Raw genomic sequence first — 26,832 nt, forward strand, 5'->3', positions numbered from 1 at the left:
AGAATGAATTTGGACAGAAGATAGTTTCCCGCCCCTTAGAATTTGTTCTGGACTGTGCTGGTTGAAAATTCCTTTTGATGAATTTAAACCAACAGTTCCCGGATTTTCATTTTGAACCAGTTTGTTTTTGCTAAATCGGATTTCGCAATATTCTGCCGCTGTGGTAACTGAGTGCAATAACTTTTCATCGGGAGCGCTTTGTAATAAAGCTCAAAGTCATCACTGTTGATATACCCTGCGATAATAACTGCCTGATCTTTGTTTTCCTGTTTATTTTTAAAACGGTTTTGCAAAGGCTTGTTATTAAATTCCGGTTCACCGAAAAAAGGATAAGAGGTCCTGTCCATTGTCAGGTTGGGGATAAATGCATCCTTTTCCCGGTCTTTAGCTTCGGTGAGCAACAATATATACCTGGCTTTGTCAAAAGCTTTGTTTTGACTTTGATAATATTCCGCCAGATTTTCGGGGTGGAATAAGTAATTTTCTATGCTATAATAGTCAAGAATGAACAAGTTGGGGTAGTACTTTCTGATTTGAACAATATCCTCATCACTTAAAAAATCCCTGTCCACAATTCCTTTGTATGAAGATGATGTTTTTATCTTATGATAAACGTCATTTCTGTTATTTGCTGAAACAAAAACCGTTTTCTCAATCCCCGTATTTGCATAATACTGACGGTCTTTATTTTCTACAAAACATATGGTAAGATGTTGAAAGAGAGAAGGCAAAAATTCCTTTCCAACAGCTATTTCATAAAGATCCGGATTGTCTTTTGGTTCTGGATACAGACTTCTTGGAACGTCAAAATCAAGATCATCAAAGTCAATAATGGATGCATTATCATTCGTCCGGGCATATTCGATAAATCCAAGGGAGTGGCTGGCGGTCCAAAGCTGACTGTTTTCCGGAATCCAGTTTTCTGTTATTTCTTTCAGTAAACGGAATTGTAATTTTGTATTGAGATGAAGGTCGATTTCATCAAAAAAATAAATGCTGTCCTGATAAAGAGCACTTCTGCTCAACAAATTTATCAGCAGGTTAAAAACTTCTTTTTCGCCAGCACTCAGATAGTTATAATGGATTTCGGAATCGCCTTTTTTAAAGGTGATTTGTGCTACTTTGCCCTCAAGTGGCGGAATGATCTCAATCAATTGTAACCGGGTACCATTGTGATTCCCGAAAATATTATCCAGGGCTGTATTGACAGGGTTTATGTATTTGTTTTTGATTTGTTCATTGGACTGTCCGGAGCGGAAAAGGTCTTTCAGGATGATTTCTGTTATTTTTTCTACGTCGTTTTCAAAGCGATTATCCCGCTCAATAAAAAAACGGGGTCGGTCAGAATCTTTTTCAAAGTCAAAACCTTCTCCCTGCCCCAAGGCTGTTCTTGTAAGTCTGGGTATTTGTCGAAAGCTGGTTCGACCGTAAAAAGTTGTAACAGGTAAATGGCTTGACTGATGGTAATTTGACTTGTCAACTGAAAATTTTAACTGGTTATTAAAATGAACAGTTACAAAAGCAGGGCTGTCTTTCTTTTTTTGAAAATAATTCCAAAACGCTTCATTTAGTGGAATATCATGTTTAATGGCCCCATCCAAAAAACCAAAAGCATCAAATAGAGACGATTTCCCTGATCCATTAGAACCTACCAGCAAAACCAGCTTTGACGTATCTGGTATGTTGTCAATCACCAGGTCCGTAAACCGCTTGAAATTGGTTAAATGGATTTTGGAAATTTTCATGTCAATTTTAGTTACTGCAAAGTTATTATTTTCAGCGAATTTCACATACTTTTCGCTTGCATTACAACTTCTATTCACTCACTACCAGCGCATTGGGAAATTCGGCGATTTCGGTTTCCTGATTGCGCAGTACCAGCAGGGTATTGAGATCGACCATGTTGTATTTTCCCGGCGGCTGGCTATTGCCCTGCAGGGGGTGATGGAGTTCGTCCACACCTCCGGTGTTTTCGGAGGATATGTACAGCCTGCGATTGGTAATGTCCACCCCAACGCCATGAGGCCGGTGTCCTACGCGATAAATATTTTGCACAAAGCTGCGGTTCCCCACATCTATGACCGACACACAACCCTGAAGGCTTCCCTGTTCGGCAAAGTTTTCCTGGTTACGGCACGCGACAAACAGCCGGTCTGTCACCGGGTCGTAGGTCATCAGCCGGGGGCCGTCTCCGACCGGGATGGCGGCAATCAGTGTATCTGTGGCGGTATCAAATACCCGCACTTCGTCGGAGGCATTACAACTCACAAAGAGCGTGGATTCGTCGGGAGTGAGGAACAACTGGTAGGGTTTGTAGGCACTGTTGGCAAAGGGTACGGGAGAATTGACCGGGTCAACCGGGTATTTTTCTTCTCCCACAAATCCATTTTCATTAATCTCGAGTTTGGAGTAATAGTTGCCTTCATTTGCCCCCACATACAATGTGCGGAAATCTGCTGTTATTTCCATCCCATGCGGGAAACTCAGGAAGTCGCTACTGGCTTTGATCTGTTCGACGATCGTCATGTCTTCGGTATTGATCATGCTGAGTTTCGCGGCTGCACCTGCGGCATTCCAGTGGGTAACCACGGCTCTCGTTCCGTCTGAATTCAACTGAATGATTGACGGGGCGGCCCCTACTGTTACCCGGCCTGCAAATTCGTAGTTGTCGGTGCGATATTTTTCTACCAACCCGCCTTCAATCAGGGTGACATACAGATATAACTTATCCGGCGACAACGTGATAAAATGGGGTGCTTCCAGATCTTCGGGATATTGTCCGACCGGGATCATTCGCATGACCAGATTGGTGCGAATGTCGGTCACCGCAATCAGGTCGCTGCCTGCGCACAAGGTGAATAGTTTTCCTCCGCTTTGGGTTTCCTGTGTGGCCCAAAATGATTCACCCAGCCGGTTTTTGCCTCCCGATTCAATCCATTCCCGCATCACCAATATGTCCTCACGGGTAAGTACCCCGCTGCTGTCAGGCGGCATGACTGGTGTGGCCCGGATGCCGAGATCTTCGTAGGTATTGATGTGCTGGAAAATATGCGACCAGCGGGGCGAACCCGGGATCAGCACAGCGCCAAAAGAAGATCCGTTGTACATACGCTGCCAGCTCGTAAGATCAAGATTCTCAGGGGAATCTGGGCCGGCATGGCAGGTATTGATTGCACAATTGGCGAGTATAATCTGTCCAACCGCTTCCGGGTACGCCGATGAGATAATATCTTGATCTGAAGGGTAATCATGTTCACAGGAAAAAAGGAAAAGAGTCAGTATATATGTGAAGACTCGGATTCGGTAACTGGGCATAGCTTGGGGTTTCGGGTGAAAATAATCAAATTATCGCTTAACTTTGACACCGGTAATTCCATACAGGTTTTCTAAGAAACGATAGAATGATAAAAATCGGTTTGCTGGGTGCCGGCCATTTGGGAAAAATTCATCTGAAATTGTTGAAAGAAATTCCCGCTTTTGAGGTAATGGGTTTTTTTGATGCTGATCCTGAGGTACGCAAAAAGGTGGCGGATGAATATGGGGTTCAGGCATTTTCGGATATTCACTCACTGATGGATGTTGTGGAGGCTGTGGATATTGTTACGCCTACCTTGTCGCACTTCGAATGTGCTTCCCTGGCACTTCGGCGGGGGTTACATGTTTTTGTTGAAAAACCGCTGACTAATACGGTGGCAGAAGCCGAGGCGCTCTTAACGCTAGCGGCTGAGAATCCTGCTTTAAAAATACAGGTAGGTCATGTGGAACGGTTTAATCCCGCCTTTCTGGCTGTAAATCAGTCTTCGATCCGCCCTGTATTTATTGAAGGGCACCGGCTGGCAGTGTATAACCCCAGAGGGACAGATGTCTCTGTCGTTTTGGATCTGATGATTCACGACCTCGACGTGATTCTCAGCATGGTAAAAGCACCGGTTCGCTCTGTCAGCGCCAGCGGGGTATCGGTCATCAGTGAAACACCTGACATTGCCAATGCCCGTATTGAGTTTGAAAATGGTTGTGTGGCCAACCTGACGGCCAGCCGCATCTCAATAAAAAATATGCGCAGACTGCGTATTTTCCAGAAAAACACCTATCTGGCTGTGGATTTTCTGAAGAAAAGTACTGAGGTGTTTCGCCTCGCCGATCCCGACGAGGAGGGGCTGGATGGGAAGATGAAGTTTGAACTAAACCGGGGAGATGAAAAGCGCTTTCTGCTGTTTGAACAGCCGGAGGTAAAACCTGTAAATTCCATTCAAATGGAACTGGAAGAGTTTGCTGCCTCAATTATTGACGATAAGCCGATTCGCGTTTCGCTTGAAGATGGTTATCGCGCCTTGCAGGTCGCACATGAAATTCTGGCAGAAATCGACCGGAATACCAAAGCGTATGAGACGGTTGTTTAAATGGTTTTTCTGGGTTACACTCGCCATTATTCCGCTTTCGTTTCCGCTTTCTCTTCCCGGCGGTTCGGTATTAAATTTTCCTTCTGAATGGATGCTCTCTCTCTTGAGCATCGTCGTGGTCTGGGGAATCATTCGGGGAAGATGGCCTGAAAACGAAGCCATGAATCATCCGATAACGCTGTTGTTGCTGCTCGATCTGGCCATTTCGCTGCTTTCCGCAATCAACAGTGAACTGCCACTGGTATCATTTAAGAGATTGGCGGTAAAAGTGTTGTATTTTCTCGTGTTTTACTGGTGGATGTTGCGCGTGTTTCGGGAGCGGCGAATGATAATGGGCTATTATTGGGCGGTTTTTGCGGGATTGCTGTTATCGGTAATCATTATCATTGTCCGCCATGCTACTTACGGCTTTGAGGCGCGGTTTGCCCCGGCCATGCCTTCGCCCTTTTTTTCTGATCATACGATATATGGCGCGGTGATTACTTTTTTTATCCCGCTCCTAATGACGGAGGGATTTAAAGAATTTCCCCGGCGCTATAAGCCCGCACTTTGGGGTGGAGTATTTTTGCTGTTTTCAGGCTTGTTTTTGTCTTTTTCGAGAGGTGCCTGGCTTAGTCTGGCTTTTGCCGCAGGAGTAGGGGGGGGATTGTATCTGCCTTTTCCCCGAAAATGGCTCTTATGGGTTTTTCCTGTCATTTTTGCTGCCGCAGGACTTTTTCTTTTTTATACAGCAAACACGGGCAATTACACTGAAAATGTCTCCAATCAGGAGCGGATCAACCGCTGGCTGACGGCAGTTCGTCTATTTGAAGCACGTCCATTGCTGGGGTGGGGGCCTGGCACATATCAATACGTATATGGTCCGTATCAGAAAGTGGAAGAAATGACCCGTATCAGCACATATCATGGAGACATGGGAAATGCGCATTCAGAATATCTTGGTCCGCTGGCTGAGCAAGGCGTTGCCGGTGGATTGATTGTACTTCTGCTGGTTTTTTTTACCGTAAAATCAGGGTTAACTTTAATCGGTAAACGACCGCACGAAACACCATTGGCATTGGGGTTATGGTTGTCGCTGATAACATTCTGGTTTCATGGCTTTCTCAACGGCTTTCTCGATCAGGATAAAATGGCGGTGTTGGTTTATGGAGGAATGGCGGGGTTGGTGATATTAAATAAAAACAAAGACTGAGTTATGGATAAACGACAAACTTTTCTTGCGTCCTTTCCCAATGGGTATTTTATGGATGCTGCCGACCTCGGGGCAATGGACGCCTATTTGCACAAACAAAGCTGGTTATCAGCGGGAGAAAAAATCCTTTCTGCCCAAAAACCCGGCGAGGGAAATATGAACTATGTGCTGCGAATTACCACCAGTACCCGCACATTTATCCTCAAACAATCGCGCCCGTGGGTGGAAAAATATCCGCAGATTGCTGCGCCGGTTGAAAGAACATTGGTAGAAGCGAAGTTTTTTCAGGCTGTTGAAAAATCGACCAGCGCGAGTGTTTTTACGCCTAAACTTTTGGGTTATGATGCGTTAAACTTTATCCTCGCACTTGAGGACCTGGGTGAGGGTGCGGATTTCACCTATTTGTACCAAAAAGGCAATCACCTTACCCGCGCAGAAATTCACTCCCTCGTAGATTTTGTCTCCCGCCTGCATAAGGAAGCTACAGGGGCAGTACTGGAAGATTTTCCCGAAAATCGCCAGATGCGTTTACTCAACCACGAACATATATTCCGCTTTCCATTCAGTGAAGAAAACGGATTTGACCTCAATCAGGTTCAACCAGGTTTGGAGGCAATTTCTCTTCCTTATAAGCAGGATGAATCGTTGAAGCAAAAAATCGCAGGCCTGGGTGATGTTTATCTTTCCGAAGGCACGACCCTGATTCATGGAGATTATTACCCCGGAAGCTGGTTGAAGGTAAAAAACGAAGTAAAGGTCATCGACCCCGAATTTGGTTTTGCTGGTTATCCGGAGTTTGATCTGGGCGTTTTCCTGGCGCAGATGAAGCTGGCTTCGCAGGGAAAGGAAATCATGCAGGAAATCTTCTCCGGATACGGTGGTACACAATCGCTGGATATGGAACTGCTGGCAGGTTTTGCCGGGACAGAAATATTGCGTAGGTTAATTGGCCTGGCGCAACTACCCGTATCCTTTACGCTGGACGAAAAAGCAGTGATTTTGGCGCAGGCAGCAGAAGCCATTCGCACAGGTAAAATCGAAAAACTATTCTCATGAAAAAATACCTGCTGATTATCCTGCCGGTTGTGCTGCTATCCTGTCAGGACACAACGGAGAAGTCCAAAGAAATGAACATAACCGAAACCCTCCCTGAAAGTACGCCATTGCCCTACGTAGAGATGTCGGAGGAGAAATTGTACGATAAAGTATTGGGCATGCTGGTGGGGTCTGCGATCGGCGATGCCATGGGGGCACCTACCGAGATGTGGAGCCGCAAGAGCATTCAGGTGGAATACGGATTTGTCGATACCCTTGATGATATGGTGCGGGAACCCTCGCCGGAAGGCACCTGGGCGATGAACTTGCCCGCAGGTGGAACGACCGACGATACCCGCTGGAAAGTGCTTTTCAGCGAATTTCTGCTGTCGCAAAACCAATCCATGTACACAGGTGGAGCCGATCCGTACGAATTTTCCCGTTTTCTCATGGTAAAATACGAGCAGGAAATCGCCGGACTAAAAACCACTGAAACTTTTGATCCCGAGCCCATTGAAAATCAGGTGCGCCGTTTGGCATGGTTGCAGGAATGGGCGGTGGTTGCGAAACCATTTTCCGAAAAAGACATGGAAGGGTATAGTTATGCGGTGAATCATTTTTATGGAGGAGAAATGACCTGTGCGGGGATGTTGTATTCTCCGATGGTGGGACTGGCCTTTCCCGGAGCGGAAGGGGAAGCCTACGCTTCTGCATACCGGCTTGGTATATTTGATATCGGTTATGCCCGCGATATCACAGCGTTGACGGCTTCGATGGTATCTGCAGCGATGCGGCCCGAACCTACCCAAAAGGAAGTTTTGTCCGTATTGCGCACAACCGATCCCAACGGATATTTTAAGAGTAGGTTGGTGGGAAGAACGGCCTACCGCATTTATCGCGACGCGCAGTATATCGTCGATGAGGCCCGGAAAATCAGGCTTGAAGATGTGGACGCTGCGAAAATCAAGCTTCCCATTAAAGGCCGGGACCTGTTGTATATGGCGCAAATGCAGCGAGCCTTTGAGCTGCTGGACGCCAAAAACCAGGATATGCCCTTTCATGCGGGAGAAATTCACCTGATCAACCTGACAGCCCTGCTTTTCGGAGAGTTTGACTTTCGTCGGTCGCTCGAATTTGCCATCAACTATGGGCGCGACAACGATACCGTGGGAGCCGTAACCGGTTCGATTTTGGGCGCATATTATGGGAAAAGCAGCCTCCCGCAGGATATGGTCGCCACTGTATTAGGTACTAACAAAACCCGTATGGGGATTGATCTGGAGAAGGTTGCGGCGGAACTTACAGCCAAGTTCGTTGCATCAGGCGTCGTAAAAGTTTCAGCAGAATAGCGAAAAAAATGCTGTAGAATCAGTAAGGATGAAGCAGCCATGATTGACTGCGCGGAAATTGCTCGCAATCCGTATTGCAGGAAAGAGTAAAGCGTTTTCCAACGGTTTGGAATCGAAGAATCCCTCAAGGATCGGATTCCAACGGTTTGCAACGGTTTGTAACGGATTCCAAAAGCAAAAACAACCCAAAAACCTCTGCGAAAATCTGCGTTTCCTCTGCGACAATCTGCGTCCCATGTCCATCCAGCTTGTCATGGACAAAAAAACGTTTTCCAACGGATTTAAACGGATTCCAAAAGCAAAAACAACCCAAAAACCTCTGCGAAAATCTGCGTTTCCTCTGCGAAAATCTGCGTCCCATGTGTATCCAGCTTGTCACGGACAAAGAAGCGGATTCCAACGGTTTGTAACGGTTTGTAACGGTTTCCAACGGATTCCCAAAAGCAAAAACAACCCAAAAACCTCTGCGAAAATCTGCGCTTCCTCTGCGAAAATCTGCGTCCCATGTCCACCCAGCTTGTCACGGACAAAAAAACGTTTTCCAACGGATTTAAACAGATTCCAAAAGCAAAAACAACCCAGAAACCCCGCGACAAACAGGAAGTAAAAATGGGGAAGGTCGATGTCAACGCCAACGCAGCAGGGTTGATTTGTGATCGTGATTTTCAAAAATCCGTTTGCTGGAATATTCGTGCGCATTCGTGATATTCGTGGCTTAAACTAAAGGGGCGATTATCAGGGTAACCACGAATGAAATATACCACGCTTCTCCTTCTTTTTTCATTGACAAAAATCTGTCCGGGGCAGGTGGCGGATACTGCCATGGATGTCTTCAAGGTTGAAACTCCTGAAAGCAGCCAGCAATTTTTTACCAACGACCCTGTCTGGCGAGGTGCAGACGGGGCATCCTCCATTGATCTCGGAAATGGCAAAATTTTATGGCTTTTCAGCGATAGTTTCATTGCCAGTGATTCTTCCGGTTCGAGAAAAAATGCAGTCTTAATCAGAAATAGTATCGCTGTTCAGGATGGCTATGATTTACCAACAGCCATTATCAGGTTTTTCTGGAACCGAAAAGGGGGAAATCCCCGGGCATTTTTTCATCAACCCGGAAAATACTGGTTCTGGACCGGGCACGGTATGAGGATTAATGACCGGGTGCTCGTCTTTCTGATGAAGGTGCGAAGTACTGAAACCGGACTGGGTTTTGAAGTATTTGACTGGGCTACGGTGCTGATTCAAAACCCTGACGACGATCCTGCGACGTGGGAACTTCGCTACCACAGAGGAGCAGAAACTTACGGTTTGATTGCAGGCTCAGCCGCAGTGCTGAGCGATGATCATTACCTGTATGCATTTGGTGCAGTCGAACCCGATACCCATGAGGCATATGTGCTGCGTTGGAAGCTGGCCCAGGCCTATAAGGGAAAAATGGCACATCCTGAATGGTGGATAGGGGACAGGTGGGAGCAGCGGAAAACCCGGTTGTCAGTGCCAGCACCTTTGTTTATGGGCAGTACCGAATATTCGGTACACTATGATTACCGGTTGAAAAAGTATGTGCAGATTCAGTCCTATGGTTTTGGTGAAGCGGAACTGGGGTTGCGGATGGCCGACAGCATAGTGGGAAAGTGGTCGGAACCCATTATATTTTACAAACCCGACTATACAGGCGTAAAAAGCCCGATCATGTATGCTGCCAGGGCCCATCCTGAGCTATTGGGAGACGGGCTTTGGATCACTTTTAATGTAAATAGTCTGGATTTTGGGGCACTGATTGAAAACCAGGGGATTTATTTTCCGAAGTTTATCTTGCTGAAGATTGAGGCAAAAAACTGATGGTATATTCATACTTCGGATTGGCTCCGGCGGTGTAGGCGACGCGGCCTTCGATAGAACTCAGGGAACAACCTTCACTGTGGTAAATGGCTTCGATCTCAGCGTTATCACCCATACACTAAGTTATTGGTCCTCAAAAGTCTCATACCCAAATCGTTGATATCCCAGAGAGGTGTAGTGTTCGTTTAAATAAAAAGAACCTCCGGCAGAATCGTATGGGGATATTTTCACAATATAGGAACTATTAAATTTTTCGGGAACATGTGGCTTTCCAGAGGATAATACTTCCAATGTATCGCCCCGAAACCGATAAAACAAGGTTTGCTCGGAACTATACACAATATCAATTTTCTTATTAGGTTTCTTTGTCGTGCTGGATGAGGTAGAAATATAAGTTAATGAACCACTGAAACCCCATGAATAAAGTTTAAGATATAGCTTCTCGGGATTATGGGGCGCATGAATTTCGTGTGATTCGATGAGATATGTTGGGCCGCAGGCAACAAGGAACATGATGATTACTGCAAGCCAGAAGAAAAGCAAGGTATAAATACGATTTTTCGAAATAGATATTAGTGTTTTCTCCATTTTTCACTTTGTTTTACCTGATATCTGATTTTTGCTCCTTGGTCCCATCCTTTGTCAATCATTCGTCCGGCATATTCGACTTCACCGTAATATGGTGCATTCCCATAAGGAGAGGGCACGATAGGAGGTAAGGCAGCAAGGGCAATCATTGTCCCCTTATTTGCACCCTGATGAAGTGCACCAGCCATTTTCAATCCAAACGGGTCCGCTGAGGCGGATGCAAGCATACTAATGATTCTCCTGGAGGATCTCCGAAGGCGTCTGTACCGCGCCGTCGCCGTTGAGGTCGCAGAAGGTTGAGTATTATCATGCAAAAATTCCGCAGACCACTTAATTCTCAGTATAGCACTGAAATACCTAAAATCCTTCATTGGTTTTTTTACCTGTCTATTCCCCTTCGCCTGGCAATTTACTACAGGACTAAACCTAATTCAAGATACTTCCCCGTGCTATCTTCCTGTATTTTACGCCAGAATTCCTTATCCTCTGCCTCAAAAAAATCCAGTTCGATAAATCTGAATTTGTCATTTATGTTTTCTTTTTCAAAATCGCCTCCAATTGCATAAAACACACACGTATCTTTTCTCCACTCCAGCACCAGATGAAATCCGTCGCGATAGCCGCATTCGCTTGTTTTTAGGCAAACCTCCGGGGCTTTCCACTTTTTGTATATCCCGGGGGTGATATAGGCTTGACAATAGGAACCCTGATAATACTGGATCTGAGTGATATGATTTCTGCCGTCGGGGGACGAATAATAATAAAATTCATATTTGGGAATCAGGAAATATACGAGGCCTGCAAAGAAAACTACCAGAAACCCCCAGGCAGATGTTACAATTACTTTCTCCATAATCAAAACTTTTTTGAATTTTTCATGCCGTATTGAATCGCCTTAAAGGTCGCCCGGTCTTCTCCGTGGCCGGGATGGAAATTTAATGGATTTAAGACATTTCCAGAACCCATACCACCTATATAAGAACCCACCAAAACCGCAAAACCCGCAGGTTTTGAACCGCCAATATCTAACGAACCAAACCCATTCAAGGCAAAGTTATTCGTCATCCACTTTGTCCTGTCCGCCACCACTCCCGCCAGAATATTCCCGGCATCCCGTGCGGAAACAATCGTGCCATCCGGGAGGCGAGAGCCATAGTAAGCACCCTCTTTCCCTCCGGGGTTATCTTCATTTGTTTTAATATCGTATCGCTCATCGGCTCCCGCGTTTGACGCATATGTAAAAAAACTTGCTACACCATCCAATTCAGTCAGATACGTATTTATCTTATCTCCGGCCCAGATGCTGCTAAAATCAATATAGGCATTTTTACCGCGAGTAACGATTCTTTGCTCCAGCAGATTCGCCGCAGCAAACGAAAACAAATGCGGAGCCTGATCAGCCAACCCATCCACCCCATTCCACCTCCCCGCCTCGGGCATATACATCCGCGCCCCCCTTCGACGATCGCTCAGGGTAAACTCCGTCGAGCCACCCCAGGCCGTGATCAGCCTGCAACTCCTTCCCGCTGTACTGGTACAGGTTGTCGGGCGCGGCGGCGTTTGTCCACGGGCCGTGGAGGGAGAGGCTGAAGGATTGGACTTGATATTGCGCGGCGTTGCTGAGTTTCACGGTTTTGGTGAGTTTGGGCAAGCATAAATATACGCTATTTTTACAACAACTGAATGTACCTGTAATCTATGGGTATTAATAAATATGCGTAATTACTGTTCTCCATAAAACTTCCTTCTAATAGATTTTTGACACATTCATCTACTTTCCAAACAAGAAAATCTCCTTCAATTCTATAAATCACTACTCTCTTGCCTTTGAAAGTCGGTAAGCCTTTTATTTTTCTAAATCCGGTAAGCGGTAAAGATGATGCCCTTATCAGAATTTGGGATTGGTCATTAAAACAAAAAATGGTCAAAAGTTCCAAATAGGCTTGTGGTCGTAGTAAAATATAAACACTGTCTTTTTGATTCACTGAAGTGAATGCTATGTCTCTTATTTGGGGAGTTTGAGATTCATTCGTTCCCGTATTCATGAAAAAAATCTCCGCATCAAAATCAATCAAAACCTTTTTCTTTCTTTTCTCATCTGTTGTGTTATTTTTAATAGCCTTAGCAGCCTTTCGGTCAACTGAAATGACTGCGTAACCGGTGACGGATAGCGTGTCTCCGTTTTTATAAACTGGTGATGCTCTGTAAAATGTGGGTGATAACAAAATTACTGCGAGTAATAACAATATATTATTTTTTCTCATAGTCAAGGGTTGAGGAGGTCGTAGAACTTTTAAAGCAGAATTTCTACTTTAGACCTGTTGCGGCTTAGGGGAAGAGGATACTCCCAATCTGCGCTACCAGCTATGTATAACAGCGAGTATCTTGACATAGATATTACACAAATAAATCATTAAAATACCAGCATGTAAAACAATAGACAGAGTTAAGGATAGGGATTGACCGCTGGATATAAATAATTAAAAATAAATGAATAAACATAAAGTAGATAATAAAGCTTTTCCCTTTTATTCTCCTAAAGAACAATTGGCTATAGCCAAATAGCAACGAGGGAAGAAATGTGATTATATACATTATATCTACCCAAAGGAATAATTTTTCTGCCCAGATAAGGAAATTACTAAATAAAATGCCGATCGAATTTCTATTCACCTGAGCAAAATGTGTTATTGAAAACCCATTCTCCTCATCCGGAAGTTTTCCTAACTTATAATAGGCGACCCCGGTAAAAAGTATAGTTATCAGAACTCCGAAAATAGATAAATACCCCGTAAACAAGAAGAGCTTCGATAAAAGTCTAATCAAAATTTTCATTACAACTTTTTTACATGTTATTAAACAATTGGACTTACCTCAAATACCCGATCACGAATCTTTTCAAATTAGTTTTAGATTATTTTAGTCCCCCATCGCAAGCCCTTTTGTATTTTTGAGGTTAAAACTTTTCACAAAATTGAACCGTTTTCCCACATACGAGCTTACTTTGAACAATTCAATATAATACTTAAAAATATGCAAATGATCTAGTTACACGGACTAGGATCAGGGCAAGAAGAAACTAATCGCCCCCATTTGGAATTAGTAGAACCTCTTGTAATAGGGCCATAATCCGCATTCCCCCCAACTACTGCTGTAGAATTATTCTGTGATTGTTTGGTGCCTACCTCTGTTTGCGCACCTTCAGTTCCGCCTGCATCCTGCCAATCTGTGAGATTCACGACCCGAATATCTGTGCTACCCGTTTTGTCCTGTCCTAGGTATACTCCATTTTCATCCACATAGTGGCTTTCATAATTCCCACTCGGATCGCCAAACTTCAACGGGTTATTAAACCCAAACCGATACGGCGTCCAGCCCGGAGCCTGATCAGCCAACCCATCCACCCCATTCCACCTCCCCGCCTCGGGCATATACATCCGCGCGCCCCTTCGACGATCGCTCAGGGTAAACTCCGTCGATCCACCCCAACCCGTGATCAGCCTGCAACTCCTTCCCGCTGTACTGGTACAGGTTGTCGGGCGCGGCGGCGTTCATCCACGGGCCGTGGAGGGAGAGGCCGAAGGGTTGAACCTGATATTGCACGGCGTTGCTGAGTTTCACGGTTTGGGTGAGTTTGGTGCCGGATGCGTCCTTTCGACGGTCGCTCAGGGCAGGCATAAATATACGCTATTTTTTTGCTACTGCCAGCGTGCGACGGAAGGTTATACTTTAAATAAAGCGATTTATGAACTTTTTGCGAAATAGATTTTGGACTCCCCAATCAGCAAAACCGCGCCTAAAGTACATTAAAAAACGGAATTATCAACTTATTGGGATAAACCACGAAGGACACCAGGAAGCCACGAGGGACACAAAGCACAGTTTCCTTGTGCCCTTTGAGAGGCCTTTGTGTCCCTGGTGGTTTCTGCTTCGCTTCGGAAAGATTACTTTCTCCCAATTACTTTATAATTCCGTTAAAAAATCTCCTTCCGTGGATTAAAAAAACTAAGGTGTTTCATGTGTTCCCCTCACCCCATCTCATCCAGCACCTTACTCTGGATCGCCAGATATTCCGCCTCCTTCAGACTCAGACTCTTCCATGCGCGGAAGGCGAGGAGTGAAAATATCAGAAAACTGACCGTAATGCCCGCAAAGGCTGCCCATCGCTGACCCCATCTGTCAAACGGGGAGTGGGGCAGAAGTACAAACAAATCACCCGTGATCAGTATCATCATGCTGTTGAATGCCCAGGCACGGCAAATGCGGATGCGCATTTTGCTGTATTCGATCAACTCGCGCAGACTGTCTGATTTCAGGTAGATTTTGGTCCGGGCGATGATATAATCTTCCTTACCCAGAAATCGGGGGTTGTGGTAATTTTCTTTAAACCACTTGTCAAACAGGTTGTCCACCAGCCGGTCTGTAACCACGCCTGCGATATACAAAAACGGAGAAAATACAATCACAAATGCAGGCTCACTGATTAATGGCAAAGAAATCCATTCATACCCGACAAAGATAAACAGTACCAGGGCCAGCCAGACGATCGTTCCGGCACCGGCGACAATGAGTTCGATGATATAACTGGAGGATTTCATGGCAATGGGTTTATATTTTTACATCAGTCACAAACTTTTTATAAAGAAAGCGATTCAGTACAATACCTGAAATCAATACGATCGCCCACTGTGTCACAATCGTTGCGTTGCTGTATATGCTGATAAAATTCCAGCTCCCGTTTTCGTCAAACCAGGGATGGGCGTCATATCCCCGCGACATCCACCAGAGAATGATAATCAGCCCCAGCAATACATTCACGGATATGGCTACAACAAAGTACAGGTTGTGTACCCGGAAATCGGAGTCCTGATCGATAAACTGGGTCTTGAATTTTTTGGCTCCGTGTTTGAGTACGGCAAATATGATAAATAGCCCCGATACGATCAGCCCGATGCCCCATACCCAGTCCTGGTTGTTGAAAAAATCGAGCGACCAGGCCGAAGGCAACCCAAATACTACACAAAATATTCCCACAACTACTGACGACCGCCGCAGGTCAAATCCCAGATCGGTTACGAGTTTGATAAACAACTGTACCATAGACAGGAGCGAACTGAAAGCCGCCAGAAAAAACACCACAAAAAACAGCAGGGCAAAATATGCGCCACCGGTGATCTGGGCAAAAAACCGGGGTATAATATTGAATATCAGCGCCTGGTTTCCGCTTTGTAAAAAGGTAATGGCCTCTGCATCTGAAGATGCCAGGGCAAAAACTGCAGGTAAAATGGCCATTCCCGCCAGCAACGAAGCGGTATTGTCGCCAAATCCGCTGATAAATATGTTGAGGGTAACGTCTTCTTTTTCTCTGGAATAAGCGGCAAATGTCATCATCAGCCCCCATCCGGCGCCGGTTGACCACGCAGACTGGGAAAGAGCCTCGATCCAGACGGTTACATCGCCAAACAGTTCGGGCCGAATGGTAAACAGATATTCCAGTCCTTTGATTCCATTGCCTGCGTTCAGCGCGAGAATGCCGGTCGTAATCAGGAGTCCGAACAATACCGGAATGAGAAATTTATTGACACGTTCCAGCCCGCCCTGTACACCGCGAATAAGGAAAAATACGCCCAGGAGTACGGCCAGCAGATGAAGTCCGACAGTCAGATAACTATGGGAAGAGATTTCGGCCCAGTATTGATTGATGTATTCGGGGTTGGTGGCGAGGTGCTGCGAAAGGGTAGTGCCGCCTGTCATTGCTGCCCATACATGGGTCAGCGAAAGCCCGATATATCGCAGCCCCCAGGCCGTGACGACCGAATAATAAAATGTGATGCCCAGGGTACAGAGGGTAATAAAATACCCCATCCAGGTGTAGCGTTTTCCCGCAAACTGGGCAAAGGAGCCGATCACACTTTTTTTATAGGCTTTGCCAATGGCAAATTCGGCCAGGAGTACGGGCATGGCCCATATCAGCAAAAAAATCACCCACAAAATCAGGAATGTCCCGCCGTATTGTCCGGCCAGACGTGGAAAACGCCAGAGGTTGCCTGCACCCACTGCCATGCCGAGGGCGGCAAAAATCAACCCCCAGCGACTGCTGAATTTCTCGTTTGAAGTCATAGTGGGCTGAATATAGCGGGTTTAGGGGAATTATGGAAAATTCCCCCGAGATTTACCCCAGCCCTGCAAATTCAACCGTTGCTTTCAGCTTAGCTATGTCCAGCTCGATATCGGCAATATTGATTTCCAGATCTACGCCTTCTTTCGGACTTTTTCCTTCCCCCAACAAATAGTAATAATCGAGGTTTACGACGCTGGCGAGTGAATAAAAACACGCATTTACATACAATGGGCTGAAAAACTCGATGATTTTTGTGCCCGGTTTGCAAAATGATAAATGTGTCAGGCCTGCTCCATGGGGGGCAATAATCGCCTCAGCACCGGCAAACATGGCAATCTGATCTGTAATAGAAAAGTCTTCCAGTAAGACGGAGGTAAACCCGGCCTTTTGTACATAGTCAATCACCGCGCTTTCGTTTTTGACTTTTCTGACCGGTGCTTTTGCCCGGCTGATGTAGATTCGTTTGGGCAAATGGGAGGTGTCTTCCGGAATGGTTGGCAAAAACAGGTCGCGCAGAAACTCAATGGACCATGCGGGCGGATTACCTGTCCATCCGGGCTTGGAGGGCACCAGCAGTTCGTCTACCTTGATATGCGGATGGTCATCGGTCGTAATAACCTTTTCCATCGGAACTCCGGCAAGCGCCAGTGTTTCGCGCATAAAGCGGCTTTTGGTGCTATTGACAATCACATAGTCCAGCATATTGCAGTTCATGCCCGCCCCACGCATAATGGCGAGTTTTGGCAGGATATCCAGGATCCAATGGAAAAACTGTTCGCCTTTGACTGTCGTCAGACTTACGGCTTTTCCCGGAAAATAGTGTGCCGGTGAAAGCCGCAACTTACTCATGATGATGCTTTTCCCCAGATCCTCTGCAAACTCATAGGAAATTTCGCCGATAAGTTTGTCCTCAGGACTGATGACGGCCATGGAATCAACGTGGCCTGCAAAATTGTGATTTACCCACAGGCGGGCGTTTTTTACCGAAGCGACAAAAGCTGCGGGCGCCTGGTGTTTATATTCCTTACGGATTTTCCAGTGTACTTTTGTTTCAAGCGTTTTAGGTTTATTTCGGTAGAGTTTATGTTCCGGAAAAATTTCCTCGACATAGGGTTTACTGCCATTTGTACCAGGTTCTTTTGCAAGCCACTCTTTTACGGTGGTGTAAAAGCCTTTGGGCGGCCCGAATACTTCCGAGCTGACCGGTAATTTGCGTACAGGATACAGGAGCAAGCGGACGGTGTCCTTCCTTAGTTCCTTAAGTGATCGTTGATAAGGGCGGATGTAAGGTCTTAAGAAGGCTTTAAAGTTTTCGTTCATTAATTATCGAGAAAATGACCGTAACCCTTTTCCCTGATAAACGCTTCGACTTCCTCGTGGTTGGCGATAAAGTCTGAAAGTTTTTGGGGGGTTACCTTTTGCAATTCCGTATCTGGCAATTCAAAATCCACCTTCAGGTATTCAGAAAGCTTCTTCAACGTATTGGGGTGAGAAGCGGGATCTTCAAGATCTCTTTCATAATACAGCTTAAGGTGAGGTATGCCCTCCAACATTTTATTTTCGCGTGCTGCCGCTCTTTGTACGCCTTCTACCCAGTCCAGCAATTCCTGAAGGTCAACGTGCATCTGCTTTGGCAAATCTCTCGTCATGACCGTGGAGTTGCTGTGAAACTGATTTCGGTAACGGGCATACAAATTGGATAATCCCTGCCGCAATGCATTTTCCCTTTCGAGGTATATGATTTTATACCCTTCTTTGGTGATTTTGCGGAGGAATAAATGCTGGTCATCGCGTTCGTATCCAAGGATTTTTCCTACCTGATAAGTGAGGCATTTAAATCCATATATTTCCTTGTTGCCCAGCAATGTACGCACACGCCGGTAAAGTTGGGGGAACAATACCTTTCGGTGATATATTTCGTTGTCGCAAAATACTTTTGAGTTTGAATTTAACAGACTCACCAGTAAAGTGCTGCCGGATCTACCTGTCCCAAAGATGACAAACTTCTCTTTCGGACGGGTTTTCGCTTTATAAATAGCTGATATATATACACCCAGCTCAAACACGTATCCGAAGTTATGATTGATAAAATCATACTTCTTGATAAGATATTCGATCTGGTCGCTTATTTTCTTTTTCATCATGACCAGGGGAGAGGGCTTAACCCTGATGGACTGCTCCATTGAGTGAAAGGATATTTTGTTTAATATTATTTAATTGTACTGCCCATGAAAACTGGGCACGGGTAAGTTCACGGGATTTGTCGCGGAAGGTTTCCCATGTATTCTGACTTACCAGCAGATCTGCACAGTCATCGACAAATTCGTCCATGTCCTGGGTATGGTACAGGTGAACACCATTTTCAACGGCCATTCCTTCCGAACCGATAGGTGTGGTAACCACAGGAATTCCCCGGAACATAGCATTCATGACTTTCAGTTTTACGCCACTGCCAAATCTGAGTGGGGTAATGAATACCCGGCATTTGGCATAGTAGTCTTCTAGGTCGTCCACAAAGCCGGTAAGGATAATATCTTTGTGTTTGGCTGCCAGATCTTTGAGTCTCTGGTCAGGAGTTCCGCCTACGATGTAAAACTTCACATTGGGGCGTTTTGCTTTCAGCTTTTCCCATCCTTCATTCAAAAACCAGATGAGCCCGTCGGCATTGGCTTCCCATGTCAGGGAGCCGATATAAAGCAGGGATTCTTCGGTATTGTCCCATTGAAGATCTGGCCAGTCCAGCATAAAATCTTCGCCGCAAGGCACAATCTGCTCAATTCTTCCCACATGATTGGTCAAATCTCCCAGAATCACCTGATCGTTGGGATTGGCCAATACCATATTTGCCCGTGAGCAATATTCTTTTTCAAACTTCTGAATCCGCCTGGATTCCATGGCGGTGATCAGCTTTTTGAGCGGATTGGTGCTGACCTCCGAATAGCGTTTCCACATGACAAACTCCGCATTGTGTTCGTGCATGATGGTTTTGGCTTTGGCTTTTTCAGGGATGTATTGAAACATCTCATAATGATCTACAAAAACGTATTCGTAATCATCGATCATGGAATTGATTTTATCTGCCACGGTCTGATGATAGTTTCTTACGAGATTGATCGGTACACCTTTGAGGTAACTTTTGATCACCGTCGAAGGTGTACGCTCTATATTGAGCTCGAAGCTGAAATAATCTTCCAGAGTAACTTTGGAGAGAAATTCCTGTTCAAAATCAGGGTCTTCCCATTTTAGCAGGGTGACCATAGAGGTATGGAAGTGCTGAGAAAGATAATTGATCAGATTCCATGAAGTACTGACCCCGCCTTTGAAGGGTGGGTAAGGGAGCTGAGAAGTGATAAAGAGAAGTTCTTTTTTCATTCCGGGAAATGATTATTGACAGGTTAATGAACCGCAGGCTTTCCGCCTGAAATTCTGAATGTAAAGGAGGTTACCAGCATGTCCACATATGGCTTGATCCATAGGAGGAGCCATAAAAGCCCGCCGTGTCTGCGTACATAAAAAAACCAGTCCTTTTTGATATATCCTTTTACTGAATGGAAGTCGCGCAGGCGCTCCTTCAGGGGCAGGGTTCTGTCTGTCCAGCGCTCTGCGGTCGGATTGCTTTCGCAAGTGCCTATATAGCCAGCGGCAAGCCAGACGGTACAACCTTTTTTGCGGGCGCGAAGCCCATAATCCGGATCGCCCCAGCGATGGGTATAGTAGGGCTCTATATTGCCCACTTTTTCTGCTACCGATCGCGGTATCAGCACGCAGTTGCCTGTGTTGGTCGTGCATTCCCTGGGTTCATCGCCGGGTGCTACCGGAAGCATTTTCAGCGTCCAGAGGCTCACGCGCTTAAATCCTCCATAACTAAACTCTCCGGTGCGGGGGTCTGCGGTTCCGCCAAGTACCATACTCGTTGGATGGCCCTGCACGGTCAGCCAGGTATCAGTTTCCAGCAGCCTGCGGATGGCATCTGCATAAAGAAATGTGTCGTCGTTGAGCCAGAGATAAAAATCAAGGTTGTGCTTCAGGGCTTCGCCGTAGGCGAGATTCATGCCGCCGTTCCAAAACAGGGACCCGTTGCCTTCCAGTACATGTACTTCCGGAAATCGGTTGCGAACCGCGTCAGCAGTACCGTCTGTACTTCCGTCATCGGTCATGAATACTTCGAGGTCAAATATTTCCCCAAGGCCTTCCTGGGCATATACATTTTCCAGACAGGTAAGGGTTTTGTCCCTGCGGTTGTAGCAGGTCATTACTACGCCTAAAGTTTTTCTTTCTTTTATCATCAGTTGTATATCGGATAATTCAACAGCCTTGTCACACTGTTGCGAATGTTTTTGCCATGTTGTTTCTGCTTACTTCTCCGCAGTTTGATCCTGGGATCGATACGCATACTGTTCCCTTCAAAAAGCTCGCCAACCTGCAGATAATCGTTGTTTTTTATTTTTGTAATCGCTTCTGACAGGTCTACGGAAAGCTCCCGCTGTATCACTTCCATCACGTTCTCCGGACTTTCTATAAAATCTTCGTATTTAATCTCCAGTACCCGGTGTTTTTTGCGCAGTCGGTTGATCACAATCTTACACAGTCCGTTCACCAGGAAATAGTACAGATTGGCCGCCAGCCAGCCTTTGGGGGGAAGATATACATCGGTTTTTGCGAAGGATTCCACTACACTGATCGGATCTCTTTTGAGATAAATATAGTTAATCTCAAAGGGAAGGGCGTCTGAAATACCGAGCGCCCGTCCCGGATATTTGGACGAATCCACTACAATGGACTCATCAATCGAATCAAAGAGCTTGGTGTAAAAATCGCGAAGAAACTGCTGATACTCTGCATACTTTGCTTTTCTGGAAGCGCCCAGCAGCCTTTTGACGAGACCTTTGTGATACTCAAACTCGTCGTGAAGTATGGCTTGTTTTTTCAGGTTGTGGTTTTTTTGGAATTCTTCGGTAAAGCTGCTCCAAAAAACCAGCCTTTCGGGTGCATGCTGAAATCCGGTAGGAATGCCTTCCCGCACAGGGTAGCGGTTAAGCTCCCCGCAACTGAAGACATCTCCGGCATTGCCAAGCGCTACATCCAGAAGGGTTGTTCCGCTTCTTCCTGCACCGATAATATAAATAATTTTCTTCTGACTCATTTCGGCTTTTATTTATTGCCTAGCCATTTGGCAAATTCATATAAACTAGTTACTTGTAAATCTATGAGTGGCAGATACTCCTCCCGTATATTTTGGTCTGATACCCAGGCTGTTTTTGTCCCTGCATTTCTGCCAAATTTCATGTCGGAAATGGCATCTCCGATCATCAAAGAACGACTTAAATCTATCTCGGGGAAATCAGCTTTTGCTTTCAGCGCCATACCAGGTTTGGGCTTTCTGCACCCTTCGTGGTCATTTTCTTCCAGATTCGGACAGTAGTAGATCCTGTCTATCCGGCCTCCTGCTGCTTGTATTTCGTCCATCATCTGCGAATGGATTTCAAGCAAAGTAGCTTCGGTCATCATTTTTCTTCCTACCCCACGCTGGTTGGTGACAATGATCATTCTGCTAAAATGATCTTTTAAATATTTCAATCCTTCCAAAGAACCGGGAATAAAAATAAATTCCTCCCACGTTTTTACATAGTCATCGTCTCGTTTTTGGTTGATAACACCGTCCCGATCGATAAATAGCGTCCATGAATGGTCAATATGTTCTGGCAGCAAGCTCTCTTTGAGATCGTTCATAATCCTGGGGAATACCTATGTCGATAAAGTAAACATCAAAAGCCAGACCAAAGAAGCGTTTTTGGGGGAATAAACTTTCCAGTACGTCTTTTTCGAAGGAGAATTTTTGGGGGAATAAGTCGTTGGTTATCAATTCCTTTTTGAACAGATAAATCCCTCCGTTGATCATCCCTACAGATTTGTACGCTTTTTCTTCAAAGCCTGTCACTTGTCCTGCTTCATCGATTTGTACGGTACCATACCGGTCAAAATCGCGCATTTCTTTCAGTGCAAGCACAAGATCTGCGTCCTTTTTCTGGTAATATTGGTAGAGTTGCTGTACGTCAACCCCAAAAAAAGTATCGCCGTTTAGTACCAGTGCATCATTTCGGTCGAGCATCTCGCAGGCTTGTTTGATGCCTCCTCCGGTGCCAAGTGCTTCTTCTTCAACGGAGTACCGCAGGCTGATATTTTTGTATTTTTCTCCGAAATAGTCAACAATTACTTCCCGCTTATACCCGACGGCCAGGACGACGGTCTCGACGCCCTGTTCGTTGAGTTCGTCCAGAAGATAAGCCAGAAATGGCCGACCGTTGACCTCCGCCATGGGCTTGGGTACATCGGCTACCACTGACCTGAGTCTGGTTCCCATTCCTCCCGCAAGTACGATTGCTTCTTTTATCATAAGTACTACTGGCTGACAGCTGATGGTTGAAAGAGTGCTGCTTCTACTAATTCACAAATAATATGGCCCAACATCATATGGCATTCCTGGATACGTGGGGTGTCTTTGGAAGGAATGTCAATCAGGTAATCTGCGGCCTCCTTCATCAGGCCCCCGCCTTCTCCTGTCATCGCTACGATGATCATCCCGTTTTCTTTTCCCTGCTCAAAAGCGCGGACCACGTTTTTGGAGTTGCCGGAAGTCGAAAGTCCTACCAATACATCTCCTTCACGGCCTTTGGCTTTGATCAGGCGGCTGTAGATTTGTTCGTAAGAATAATCATTGGCAACCGCAGTAATATAGGAGGTGTTGACATGAAGCGCTTCTGAAAAAAGCGGGTCGCGGTCAAAATAAAATCTTCCTGAAAATTCTGCTGCGAGGTGTTGTGCGTCGGCAGCGCTGCCGCCATTTCCGCAAAACAGTACTTTTTTATCGTTGCGGAAAGCCTCTGTAATGACATTGGCTACTTGTTCGACTATGCTGAGCAATGATTCATCAGCGAGAACGGCTTGTTTGACACTGATGGAATTCGCGATGACTTCTTTGATTCTGTTCATTTGACTGTCCATGTGGTTACTCCTAATTTACTGAAATGTACACTATATACTTCTCCTCCGTAGGAGGCGAGTTTTTCTGAAACGGCGTATCGCGTGTTTCCGGGGCAGAAGAAGGTCATAAACCCGCCACCGCCGGCACCTGACAACTTCCCTCCTGTGGCGCCCATTTTGCGGGCTTGTTCATAAATATCATCAATGACCGGGTTGGAAATGCCTTCGGCCAGGTTCTTTTTAAACTGCCAGCCATAATCCAACAAATCGCCGATACGTTTGAGCTCTCCGCGAAGCAGGGCTTCCTTCATCATATAGGCCTGCTTTTTGAGTTCGTGCATGGCCTCTATGGATTTACCTTGTTTTTGGGAGACACTCTTTGATTGTGCTTCAATAATCGTAGAGGACAAACGGCTGGTGCCTGTATAATACAACAAAGTATTGAACTCCAGCTCCATGATATAGCTGCTGCGTATCCGCAGAGGATTGACGATCACCTTGTCATCGTGGTAAAACTCCATGAAGTTGAATCCTCCAAACGTAGCCGCATACTGGTCCTGCTTTCCTCCGGCAAACTGCAAATCCACCCGCTCTATATCATGGGCCAGGTGGGCTATGTCATATTCGCCCAGCGGCAGGCGCAGCCATTCGGTAAAAGCACCTACAATCGCTACCACAAGCGTAGATGAAGAGCCCAGACCTGATCCGGGAGGGGCATCTACATACGTGTTGAGCTCGAAGGAAAGTGGTGCATTATGATTAAAATCTTTGACTATCCGGTTGTAAACGCCTTTCAACAGGTCCAACTCGCCATTGATAGGAAGCCTTGCATGGCTCTCCAACTCGATCCGCTCGCCTTTGTCGAGGGCGTTGAGTACGATCTTTCCGTTTTGCCGGGGGATAATGGTCGCGTAGGCGTATTTGTCTATGGTGGCGTTGAGAATCGAACCGCCATACTCGTCAGAGTAGGGGCTTACGTCTGTGCCGCCACCGGCCAGACCAATTCGCAAGGGAGCTTTACTTCTAATGATCATGAATATAAATTAACAATACAGGTCGCAAAGAAAATATTGGAAACCTGTTGATTTGTAACACCTTAGTTGAAATTTTTATGCCCAGGGATTTTCGTACTTCCCCATTTTCTGTTTTAAAATGAGGTAGAAATAGGGCAAATCGTCGATCAGATACCTTTTTACCAGGCGGCGGGGTTCCTGCATCATCCGGTACAGCCACTCCATTCCGATAGCTGTAATCCATTTGGGGGAACGTTTGACATTGCCCGCCTGAAAATCTATCGTAGCGCCGATCGCAAAAAATATTTGGATACCGGGAAGCCTGCTTTTCTGCTTCATGATCCATTTTTCCTGCTTTGGCGCGCCTACACCTACAGCCAGTACCGTTGCACCTGACTGGTTGATCAGATCGATAATCTTTTGCTCTTCTGCTTCATTTCGCTCAAAGCCAAAAGGGGGGGAATATCCGCCAACGACCACAGGTACGCCTGCCTGCTGATTGATATTGTCTTTGGCTTGCTGTACGGATTCGTCTGTTCCGCCTAACAGAAATACGCGGATATTTTCTGTATTATTCCGGTGGTGGTAGCAGAAAGCCGGGAAAAAATCTGAACCGGCGATTTGTTCACGGATTTTTACCGGAGATACCAGCCCGGAAGTCGCTTTTACTATCTGACTGTCGCAAACCAGATAATCGGCTTTGGTGTATACTTCGTAAAACTCGCGATCCTTCTGCAACTTCATGATATGGTCGACATTGGGCGTGAAAACAACGCCTTCCTTTAATTCTGCAAGTAGTTCATCGAAGGTATGGTTGTGAATATCGATGTTGAGAATATTAACCTTGTCCAAATTCATATTAATAAGCATTTTCTTCACCACGAATGGCATTCCATACAGTCAGGAAGACGATTTTGATGTCGAGCATAAGGCTCCAGTTTTCGATATACCATGTATCGTATTCGACCCTTTTTTCCATCATGCTGGGGTCGGTAGTTTCGCCGCGGAAACCATTTACCTGGGCATGCCCGGTGATGCCTGGAGTAATAAAGTGGCGGAACAGGTATTTGTTGATGATCTGTGAATATTCATCGGTATGCTTGAGCATATGCGGCCGTGGGCCTACAACTGACATATCGCCTTTGAGTACATTGATAAACTGAGGGAACTCATCGAGGCTACTTTTTCTCAAAAATGCACCTACCCGGGTAATTCTTGAGTCGTTTTTGGTAGCTTGTTTATTGTCTGAATCTGAGTTGACGGTCATCGTCCTGAACTTATAGCAGAGGAACTCCTGGTTGTTTTTTCCCGAACGCAGCTGACGGAAAAAGACCGGCCCTTTGGATTCCAGCTTGATCAGAATTGCCACGATCGGCATGATGATGGGGAAAATAAACAGAATCACTGCCAGCGAAAAAGCAATGTCAAAACTCCGCTTCATTACGCGGTTGATCAGCGCTTTCAAAGGCTCCTGCCGAAGCGAAAGGATGGGGATATGGCCAAAGAAATCCACATTTACCTGCTTTCTTCTCAATACATTAAAGTCGGTAACAATGCGGAAATAGATGAAGTTGTCGTCGGCAAAATCACTCAGCTCATCTATCAGATCTTCAGAAGTTAAGGGCAATGAAATATAAATTTCATTAATAGATTCCTGAAGACAAAAGCTTTTCAGATCTTCGATTCCTTCACGAATCATATTTTCCTTTTCTTCTTCGCTATTGGTTTCATCAACATGGTCGAGAAACCGGAAAACTGTTGTGTTTTTGGAGTCAAAAAAGTTATATAATTCGGTAATCGAACTTTCCTGGCCCACAAGTGCGATTTTTCGGATATTGTAGGTCATGCTGTTGTAATACCGATAGGCGATAATCAACAATGACCGGAAGGAAATAATCGCTAAAAGTGTGGTAGAATAAGTGTAAATCAGATAAAGCCTTGAAAGATACTGGGCCTTTACACTGACTATATAAAGCGTTACAATGAATATATGAATAAAAAGCGTGGTGAACAGGCTTCTCAGGAAGGCGTTCAGGCTCAGCAGCCGGTTGGAATCATACGCATTGGTGAACAGGGATGCGCCGATCCAGGAAAGATTAAAAATGATAAAAAAGGAAATATAATAGTCTTCATAAACATCTGAGCCATATTCCCCAAACCTCAGAAAGTAAGCGAGCTTACAGGAGATATTGATGATGATGAACTCAGTTATCAGTGCGAAAATTCTGAAAAAGAAACGATTACCCTTCATGACTTGCGATCTATTATTGTGTTGTTTGTGTGTTTGTAATACTAAAGAAGCAGTAAAAAAACG

General features: G+C 45.6%; 30 protein-coding genes. 8 read left to right on the forward strand and 22 right to left on the reverse strand.

Going from position 1 to position 26,832, the window contains the following annotated elements; all coding sequences use genetic code 11:
• Positions 1–83: 83 nt before the first annotated feature.
• Both R3D00_14460 and R3D00_14465 read right to left on the reverse strand, forming a co-directional pair.
• Complete coding sequence (locus R3D00_14460) at positions 84–1,745, reverse strand: AAA family ATPase (protein MEZ4774384.1); 1,662 nt, start codon at positions 1,743–1,745, stop codon at positions 84–86.
• Between the two features lie 70 nt (positions 1,746–1,815).
• Positions 1,816–3,315, reverse strand: a complete 1,500-nt coding sequence (locus R3D00_14465; protein MEZ4774385.1) for a beta-propeller fold lactonase family protein — start codon at positions 3,313–3,315, stop codon at positions 1,816–1,818.
• Positions 3,316–3,401: 86 nt separating this feature from the next.
• On the opposite strand from R3D00_14465, the gene R3D00_14470 reads away from it, so the two are divergent.
• The 6 genes from R3D00_14470 to R3D00_14495 all read left to right on the forward strand — a co-directional run bounded on the left by R3D00_14470 (position 3,402) and on the right by R3D00_14495 (position 9,815).
• Positions 3,402–4,400 (forward strand): Gfo/Idh/MocA family oxidoreductase, encoded by a 999-nt coding sequence (locus R3D00_14470; protein ID MEZ4774386.1) that lies wholly within the window; start codon positions 3,402–3,404, stop codon positions 4,398–4,400.
• The gene (locus tag R3D00_14475; protein MEZ4774387.1) at positions 4,384–5,592 is read left to right on the forward strand and encodes an O-antigen ligase family protein; all 1,209 of its coding nucleotides are present in this window, start codon (positions 4,384–4,386) and stop codon (positions 5,590–5,592) included. Before R3D00_14470 ends, R3D00_14475 begins: the two co-directional genes overlap by 17 nt.
• Before the next feature lie 3 nt (positions 5,593–5,595).
• Positions 5,596–6,648 (forward strand): phosphotransferase, encoded by a 1,053-nt coding sequence (locus R3D00_14480; GenBank protein MEZ4774388.1) that lies wholly within the window; start codon positions 5,596–5,598, stop codon positions 6,646–6,648.
• Entirely contained in the window at positions 6,645–7,976 is a 1,332-nt protein-coding gene (locus R3D00_14485) for an ADP-ribosylglycohydrolase family protein (GenBank protein MEZ4774389.1), read from the forward strand. Before R3D00_14480 ends, R3D00_14485 begins: the two co-directional genes overlap by 4 nt.
• Before the next feature lie 504 nt (positions 7,977–8,480).
• Positions 8,481–8,681: a hypothetical protein gene (locus tag R3D00_14490; GenBank protein MEZ4774390.1), complete on the forward strand. Its 201-nt coding sequence runs from the start codon at positions 8,481–8,483 to the stop codon at positions 8,679–8,681.
• Positions 8,682–8,726: 45 nt separating this feature from the next.
• Positions 8,727–9,815: a DUF4185 domain-containing protein gene (locus R3D00_14495; protein MEZ4774391.1), complete on the forward strand. Its 1,089-nt coding sequence runs from the start codon at positions 8,727–8,729 to the stop codon at positions 9,813–9,815.
• Here the strand turns inward: R3D00_14495 and R3D00_14500 are convergent.
• The 5 genes from R3D00_14500 to R3D00_14520 form a co-directional block, all read right to left on the reverse strand.
• Entirely contained in the window at positions 9,784–9,930 is a 147-nt protein-coding gene (locus tag R3D00_14500) for a hypothetical protein (protein MEZ4774392.1), read from the reverse strand. The genes R3D00_14495 and R3D00_14500 overlap by 32 nt on opposite strands.
• A gap of 8 nt (positions 9,931–9,938) precedes the next feature.
• On the reverse strand, positions 9,939–10,403 hold the full coding sequence (locus R3D00_14505) for a hypothetical protein (protein MEZ4774393.1): 465 nt from the start codon (positions 10,401–10,403) through the stop codon (positions 9,939–9,941).
• Positions 10,388–10,630, reverse strand: coding sequence for a hypothetical protein (locus R3D00_14510; protein MEZ4774394.1), 243 nt, complete (start codon positions 10,628–10,630; stop codon positions 10,388–10,390). The genes R3D00_14505 and R3D00_14510 overlap by 16 nt, the downstream gene beginning before the upstream one ends.
• A gap of 185 nt (positions 10,631–10,815) precedes the next feature.
• Entirely contained in the window at positions 10,816–11,256 is a 441-nt protein-coding gene (locus tag R3D00_14515; protein MEZ4774395.1) for a hypothetical protein, read from the reverse strand.
• A 2-nt stretch (positions 11,257–11,258) separates the two neighbouring features.
• Positions 11,259–11,849 (reverse strand): hypothetical protein, encoded by a 591-nt coding sequence (locus R3D00_14520; protein MEZ4774396.1) that lies wholly within the window; start codon positions 11,847–11,849, stop codon positions 11,259–11,261.
• Positions 11,850–11,904: 55 nt separating this feature from the next.
• Here R3D00_14520 and R3D00_14525 point away from each other — a divergent pair, with 55 nt between their 5' ends.
• A complete protein-coding gene (locus R3D00_14525; protein ID MEZ4774397.1) occupies positions 11,905–12,060 on the forward strand; it encodes a hypothetical protein in 156 nt (51 codons plus the stop codon).
• A gap of 13 nt (positions 12,061–12,073) precedes the next feature.
• Here R3D00_14525 and R3D00_14530 read toward each other — a convergent pair whose 3' ends face one another.
• Both R3D00_14530 and R3D00_14535 read right to left on the reverse strand, forming a co-directional pair.
• The gene (locus R3D00_14530) at positions 12,074–12,667 is read right to left on the reverse strand and encodes a hypothetical protein (GenBank protein ID MEZ4774398.1); all 594 of its coding nucleotides are present in this window, start codon (positions 12,665–12,667) and stop codon (positions 12,074–12,076) included.
• A gap of 780 nt (positions 12,668–13,447) precedes the next feature.
• Positions 13,448–13,840: a hypothetical protein gene (locus tag R3D00_14535; GenBank protein MEZ4774399.1), complete on the reverse strand. Its 393-nt coding sequence runs from the start codon at positions 13,838–13,840 to the stop codon at positions 13,448–13,450.
• Between the two features lie 55 nt (positions 13,841–13,895).
• Between R3D00_14535 and R3D00_14540 the strand changes: the two genes are divergently transcribed.
• Positions 13,896–14,168, forward strand: a complete 273-nt coding sequence (locus tag R3D00_14540) for a hypothetical protein (GenBank protein MEZ4774400.1) — start codon at positions 13,896–13,898, stop codon at positions 14,166–14,168.
• 263 nt (positions 14,169–14,431) lie between these two features.
• On the opposite strand, the gene R3D00_14545 is transcribed toward R3D00_14540, so the two are convergent.
• The 13 genes from R3D00_14545 to R3D00_14605 form a co-directional block, all read right to left on the reverse strand.
• Positions 14,432–15,001, reverse strand: a complete 570-nt coding sequence (locus tag R3D00_14545) for a hypothetical protein (GenBank protein ID MEZ4774401.1) — start codon at positions 14,999–15,001, stop codon at positions 14,432–14,434.
• Positions 15,002–15,011: 10 nt separating this feature from the next.
• A complete protein-coding gene (locus tag R3D00_14550) occupies positions 15,012–16,523 on the reverse strand; it encodes a sodium-dependent transporter (GenBank protein ID MEZ4774402.1) in 1,512 nt (503 codons plus the stop codon).
• 52 nt (positions 16,524–16,575) lie between these two features.
• Positions 16,576–17,844, reverse strand: coding sequence for a glycosyltransferase family 61 protein (locus R3D00_14555; GenBank protein ID MEZ4774403.1), 1,269 nt, complete (start codon positions 17,842–17,844; stop codon positions 16,576–16,578).
• Positions 17,844–18,707 carry a hypothetical protein gene (locus R3D00_14560; protein ID MEZ4774404.1) on the reverse strand — a complete coding sequence of 288 codons (864 nt, stop codon included), beginning with the start codon at positions 18,705–18,707 and terminating at the stop codon, positions 17,844–17,846. The genes R3D00_14555 and R3D00_14560 overlap by 1 nt, the downstream gene beginning before the upstream one ends.
• Complete coding sequence (locus tag R3D00_14565) at positions 18,685–19,896, reverse strand: glycosyltransferase (protein MEZ4774405.1); 1,212 nt, start codon at positions 19,894–19,896, stop codon at positions 18,685–18,687. The genes R3D00_14560 and R3D00_14565 overlap by 23 nt, the downstream gene beginning before the upstream one ends.
• Before the next feature lie 23 nt (positions 19,897–19,919).
• Positions 19,920–20,810 carry a glycosyltransferase family 2 protein gene (locus R3D00_14570; protein MEZ4774406.1) on the reverse strand — a complete coding sequence of 297 codons (891 nt, stop codon included), beginning with the start codon at positions 20,808–20,810 and terminating at the stop codon, positions 19,920–19,922.
• Positions 20,810–21,667 (reverse strand): sulfotransferase, encoded by an 858-nt coding sequence (locus tag R3D00_14575; GenBank protein MEZ4774407.1) that lies wholly within the window; start codon positions 21,665–21,667, stop codon positions 20,810–20,812. The genes R3D00_14570 and R3D00_14575 overlap by 1 nt, the downstream gene beginning before the upstream one ends.
• Before the next feature lie 8 nt (positions 21,668–21,675).
• The gene (locus R3D00_14580) at positions 21,676–22,254 is read right to left on the reverse strand and encodes an HAD family hydrolase (GenBank protein MEZ4774408.1); all 579 of its coding nucleotides are present in this window, start codon (positions 22,252–22,254) and stop codon (positions 21,676–21,678) included.
• A complete protein-coding gene (locus R3D00_14585) occupies positions 22,214–22,918 on the reverse strand; it encodes a nucleotidyltransferase family protein (protein ID MEZ4774409.1) in 705 nt (234 codons plus the stop codon). The genes R3D00_14580 and R3D00_14585 overlap by 41 nt, the downstream gene beginning before the upstream one ends.
• A 5-nt stretch (positions 22,919–22,923) precedes the next feature.
• Positions 22,924–23,514: a D-sedoheptulose 7-phosphate isomerase gene (locus R3D00_14590; protein MEZ4774410.1), complete on the reverse strand. Its 591-nt coding sequence runs from the start codon at positions 23,512–23,514 to the stop codon at positions 22,924–22,926.
• A complete protein-coding gene (locus R3D00_14595; protein ID MEZ4774411.1) occupies positions 23,511–24,539 on the reverse strand; it encodes a dehydrogenase in 1,029 nt (342 codons plus the stop codon). Before R3D00_14595 ends, R3D00_14590 begins: the two co-directional genes overlap by 4 nt.
• A 75-nt stretch (positions 24,540–24,614) precedes the next feature.
• Positions 24,615–25,376, reverse strand: coding sequence for a WecB/TagA/CpsF family glycosyltransferase (locus tag R3D00_14600; protein ID MEZ4774412.1), 762 nt, complete (start codon positions 25,374–25,376; stop codon positions 24,615–24,617).
• A gap of 1 nt (position 25,377) precedes the next feature.
• Positions 25,378–26,769 (reverse strand): undecaprenyl-phosphate glucose phosphotransferase, encoded by a 1,392-nt coding sequence (locus R3D00_14605; GenBank protein MEZ4774413.1) that lies wholly within the window; start codon positions 26,767–26,769, stop codon positions 25,378–25,380.
• Positions 26,770–26,832: the final 63 nt, after the last annotated feature.

The organism is Bacteroidia bacterium, assembly GCA_041391665.1.
In the GTDB taxonomy this organism is placed as follows: Bacteria; Bacteroidota; Bacteroidia; order J057; family J057; genus JAGQVA01.

Coding starts and splice junctions, on each gene's coding strand:
- R3D00_14460 (MEZ4774384.1), bottom strand. CDS start 1,745: ATGAAAATTTCCAAAATCCATTTAACCAATTTCAAGCGGTTTACGGAC.
- R3D00_14465 (MEZ4774385.1), bottom strand. CDS start 3,315: ATGCCCAGTTACCGAATCCGAGTCTTCACATATATACTGACTCTTTTC.
- R3D00_14470 (MEZ4774386.1), top strand. CDS start 3,402: ATGATAAAAATCGGTTTGCTGGGTGCCGGCCATTTGGGAAAAATTCAT.
- R3D00_14475 (MEZ4774387.1), top strand. CDS start 4,384: ATGAGACGGTTGTTTAAATGGTTTTTCTGGGTTACACTCGCCATTATT.
- R3D00_14480 (MEZ4774388.1), top strand. CDS start 5,596: ATGGATAAACGACAAACTTTTCTTGCGTCCTTTCCCAATGGGTATTTT.
- R3D00_14485 (MEZ4774389.1), top strand. CDS start 6,645: ATGAAAAAATACCTGCTGATTATCCTGCCGGTTGTGCTGCTATCCTGT.
- R3D00_14490 (MEZ4774390.1), top strand. CDS start 8,481: ATGTCCACCCAGCTTGTCACGGACAAAAAAACGTTTTCCAACGGATTT.
- R3D00_14495 (MEZ4774391.1), top strand. CDS start 8,727: ATGAAATATACCACGCTTCTCCTTCTTTTTTCATTGACAAAAATCTGT.
- R3D00_14500 (MEZ4774392.1), bottom strand. CDS start 9,930: ATGGGTGATAACGCTGAGATCGAAGCCATTTACCACAGTGAAGGTTGT.
- R3D00_14505 (MEZ4774393.1), bottom strand. CDS start 10,403: ATGGAGAAAACACTAATATCTATTTCGAAAAATCGTATTTATACCTTG.
- R3D00_14510 (MEZ4774394.1), bottom strand. CDS start 10,630: ATGCTTGCATCCGCCTCAGCGGACCCGTTTGGATTGAAAATGGCTGGT.
- R3D00_14515 (MEZ4774395.1), bottom strand. CDS start 11,256: ATGGAGAAAGTAATTGTAACATCTGCCTGGGGGTTTCTGGTAGTTTTC.
- R3D00_14520 (MEZ4774396.1), bottom strand. CDS start 11,849: ATGTATATGCCCGAGGCGGGGAGGTGGAATGGGGTGGATGGGTTGGCT.
- R3D00_14530 (MEZ4774398.1), bottom strand. CDS start 12,667: ATGAGAAAAAATAATATATTGTTATTACTCGCAGTAATTTTGTTATCA.
- R3D00_14535 (MEZ4774399.1), bottom strand. CDS start 13,840: ATGTATATGCCCGAGGCGGGGAGGTGGAATGGGGTGGATGGGTTGGCT.
- R3D00_14545 (MEZ4774401.1), bottom strand. CDS start 15,001: ATGAAATCCTCCAGTTATATCATCGAACTCATTGTCGCCGGTGCCGGA.
- R3D00_14550 (MEZ4774402.1), bottom strand. CDS start 16,523: ATGACTTCAAACGAGAAATTCAGCAGTCGCTGGGGGTTGATTTTTGCC.
- R3D00_14555 (MEZ4774403.1), bottom strand. CDS start 17,844: ATGAACGAAAACTTTAAAGCCTTCTTAAGACCTTACATCCGCCCTTAT.
- R3D00_14560 (MEZ4774404.1), bottom strand. CDS start 18,707: ATGGAGCAGTCCATCAGGGTTAAGCCCTCTCCCCTGGTCATGATGAAA.
- R3D00_14565 (MEZ4774405.1), bottom strand. CDS start 19,896: ATGAAAAAAGAACTTCTCTTTATCACTTCTCAGCTCCCTTACCCACCC.
- R3D00_14570 (MEZ4774406.1), bottom strand. CDS start 20,810: ATGATAAAAGAAAGAAAAACTTTAGGCGTAGTAATGACCTGCTACAAC.
- R3D00_14575 (MEZ4774407.1), bottom strand. CDS start 21,667: ATGAGTCAGAAGAAAATTATTTATATTATCGGTGCAGGAAGAAGCGGA.
- R3D00_14580 (MEZ4774408.1), bottom strand. CDS start 22,254: ATGAACGATCTCAAAGAGAGCTTGCTGCCAGAACATATTGACCATTCA.
- R3D00_14585 (MEZ4774409.1), bottom strand. CDS start 22,918: ATGATAAAAGAAGCAATCGTACTTGCGGGAGGAATGGGAACCAGACTC.
- R3D00_14590 (MEZ4774410.1), bottom strand. CDS start 23,514: ATGAACAGAATCAAAGAAGTCATCGCGAATTCCATCAGTGTCAAACAA.
- R3D00_14595 (MEZ4774411.1), bottom strand. CDS start 24,539: ATGATCATTAGAAGTAAAGCTCCCTTGCGAATTGGTCTGGCCGGTGGC.
- R3D00_14600 (MEZ4774412.1), bottom strand. CDS start 25,376: ATGAATTTGGACAAGGTTAATATTCTCAACATCGATATTCACAACCAT.
- R3D00_14605 (MEZ4774413.1), bottom strand. CDS start 26,769: ATGAAGGGTAATCGTTTCTTTTTCAGAATTTTCGCACTGATAACTGAG.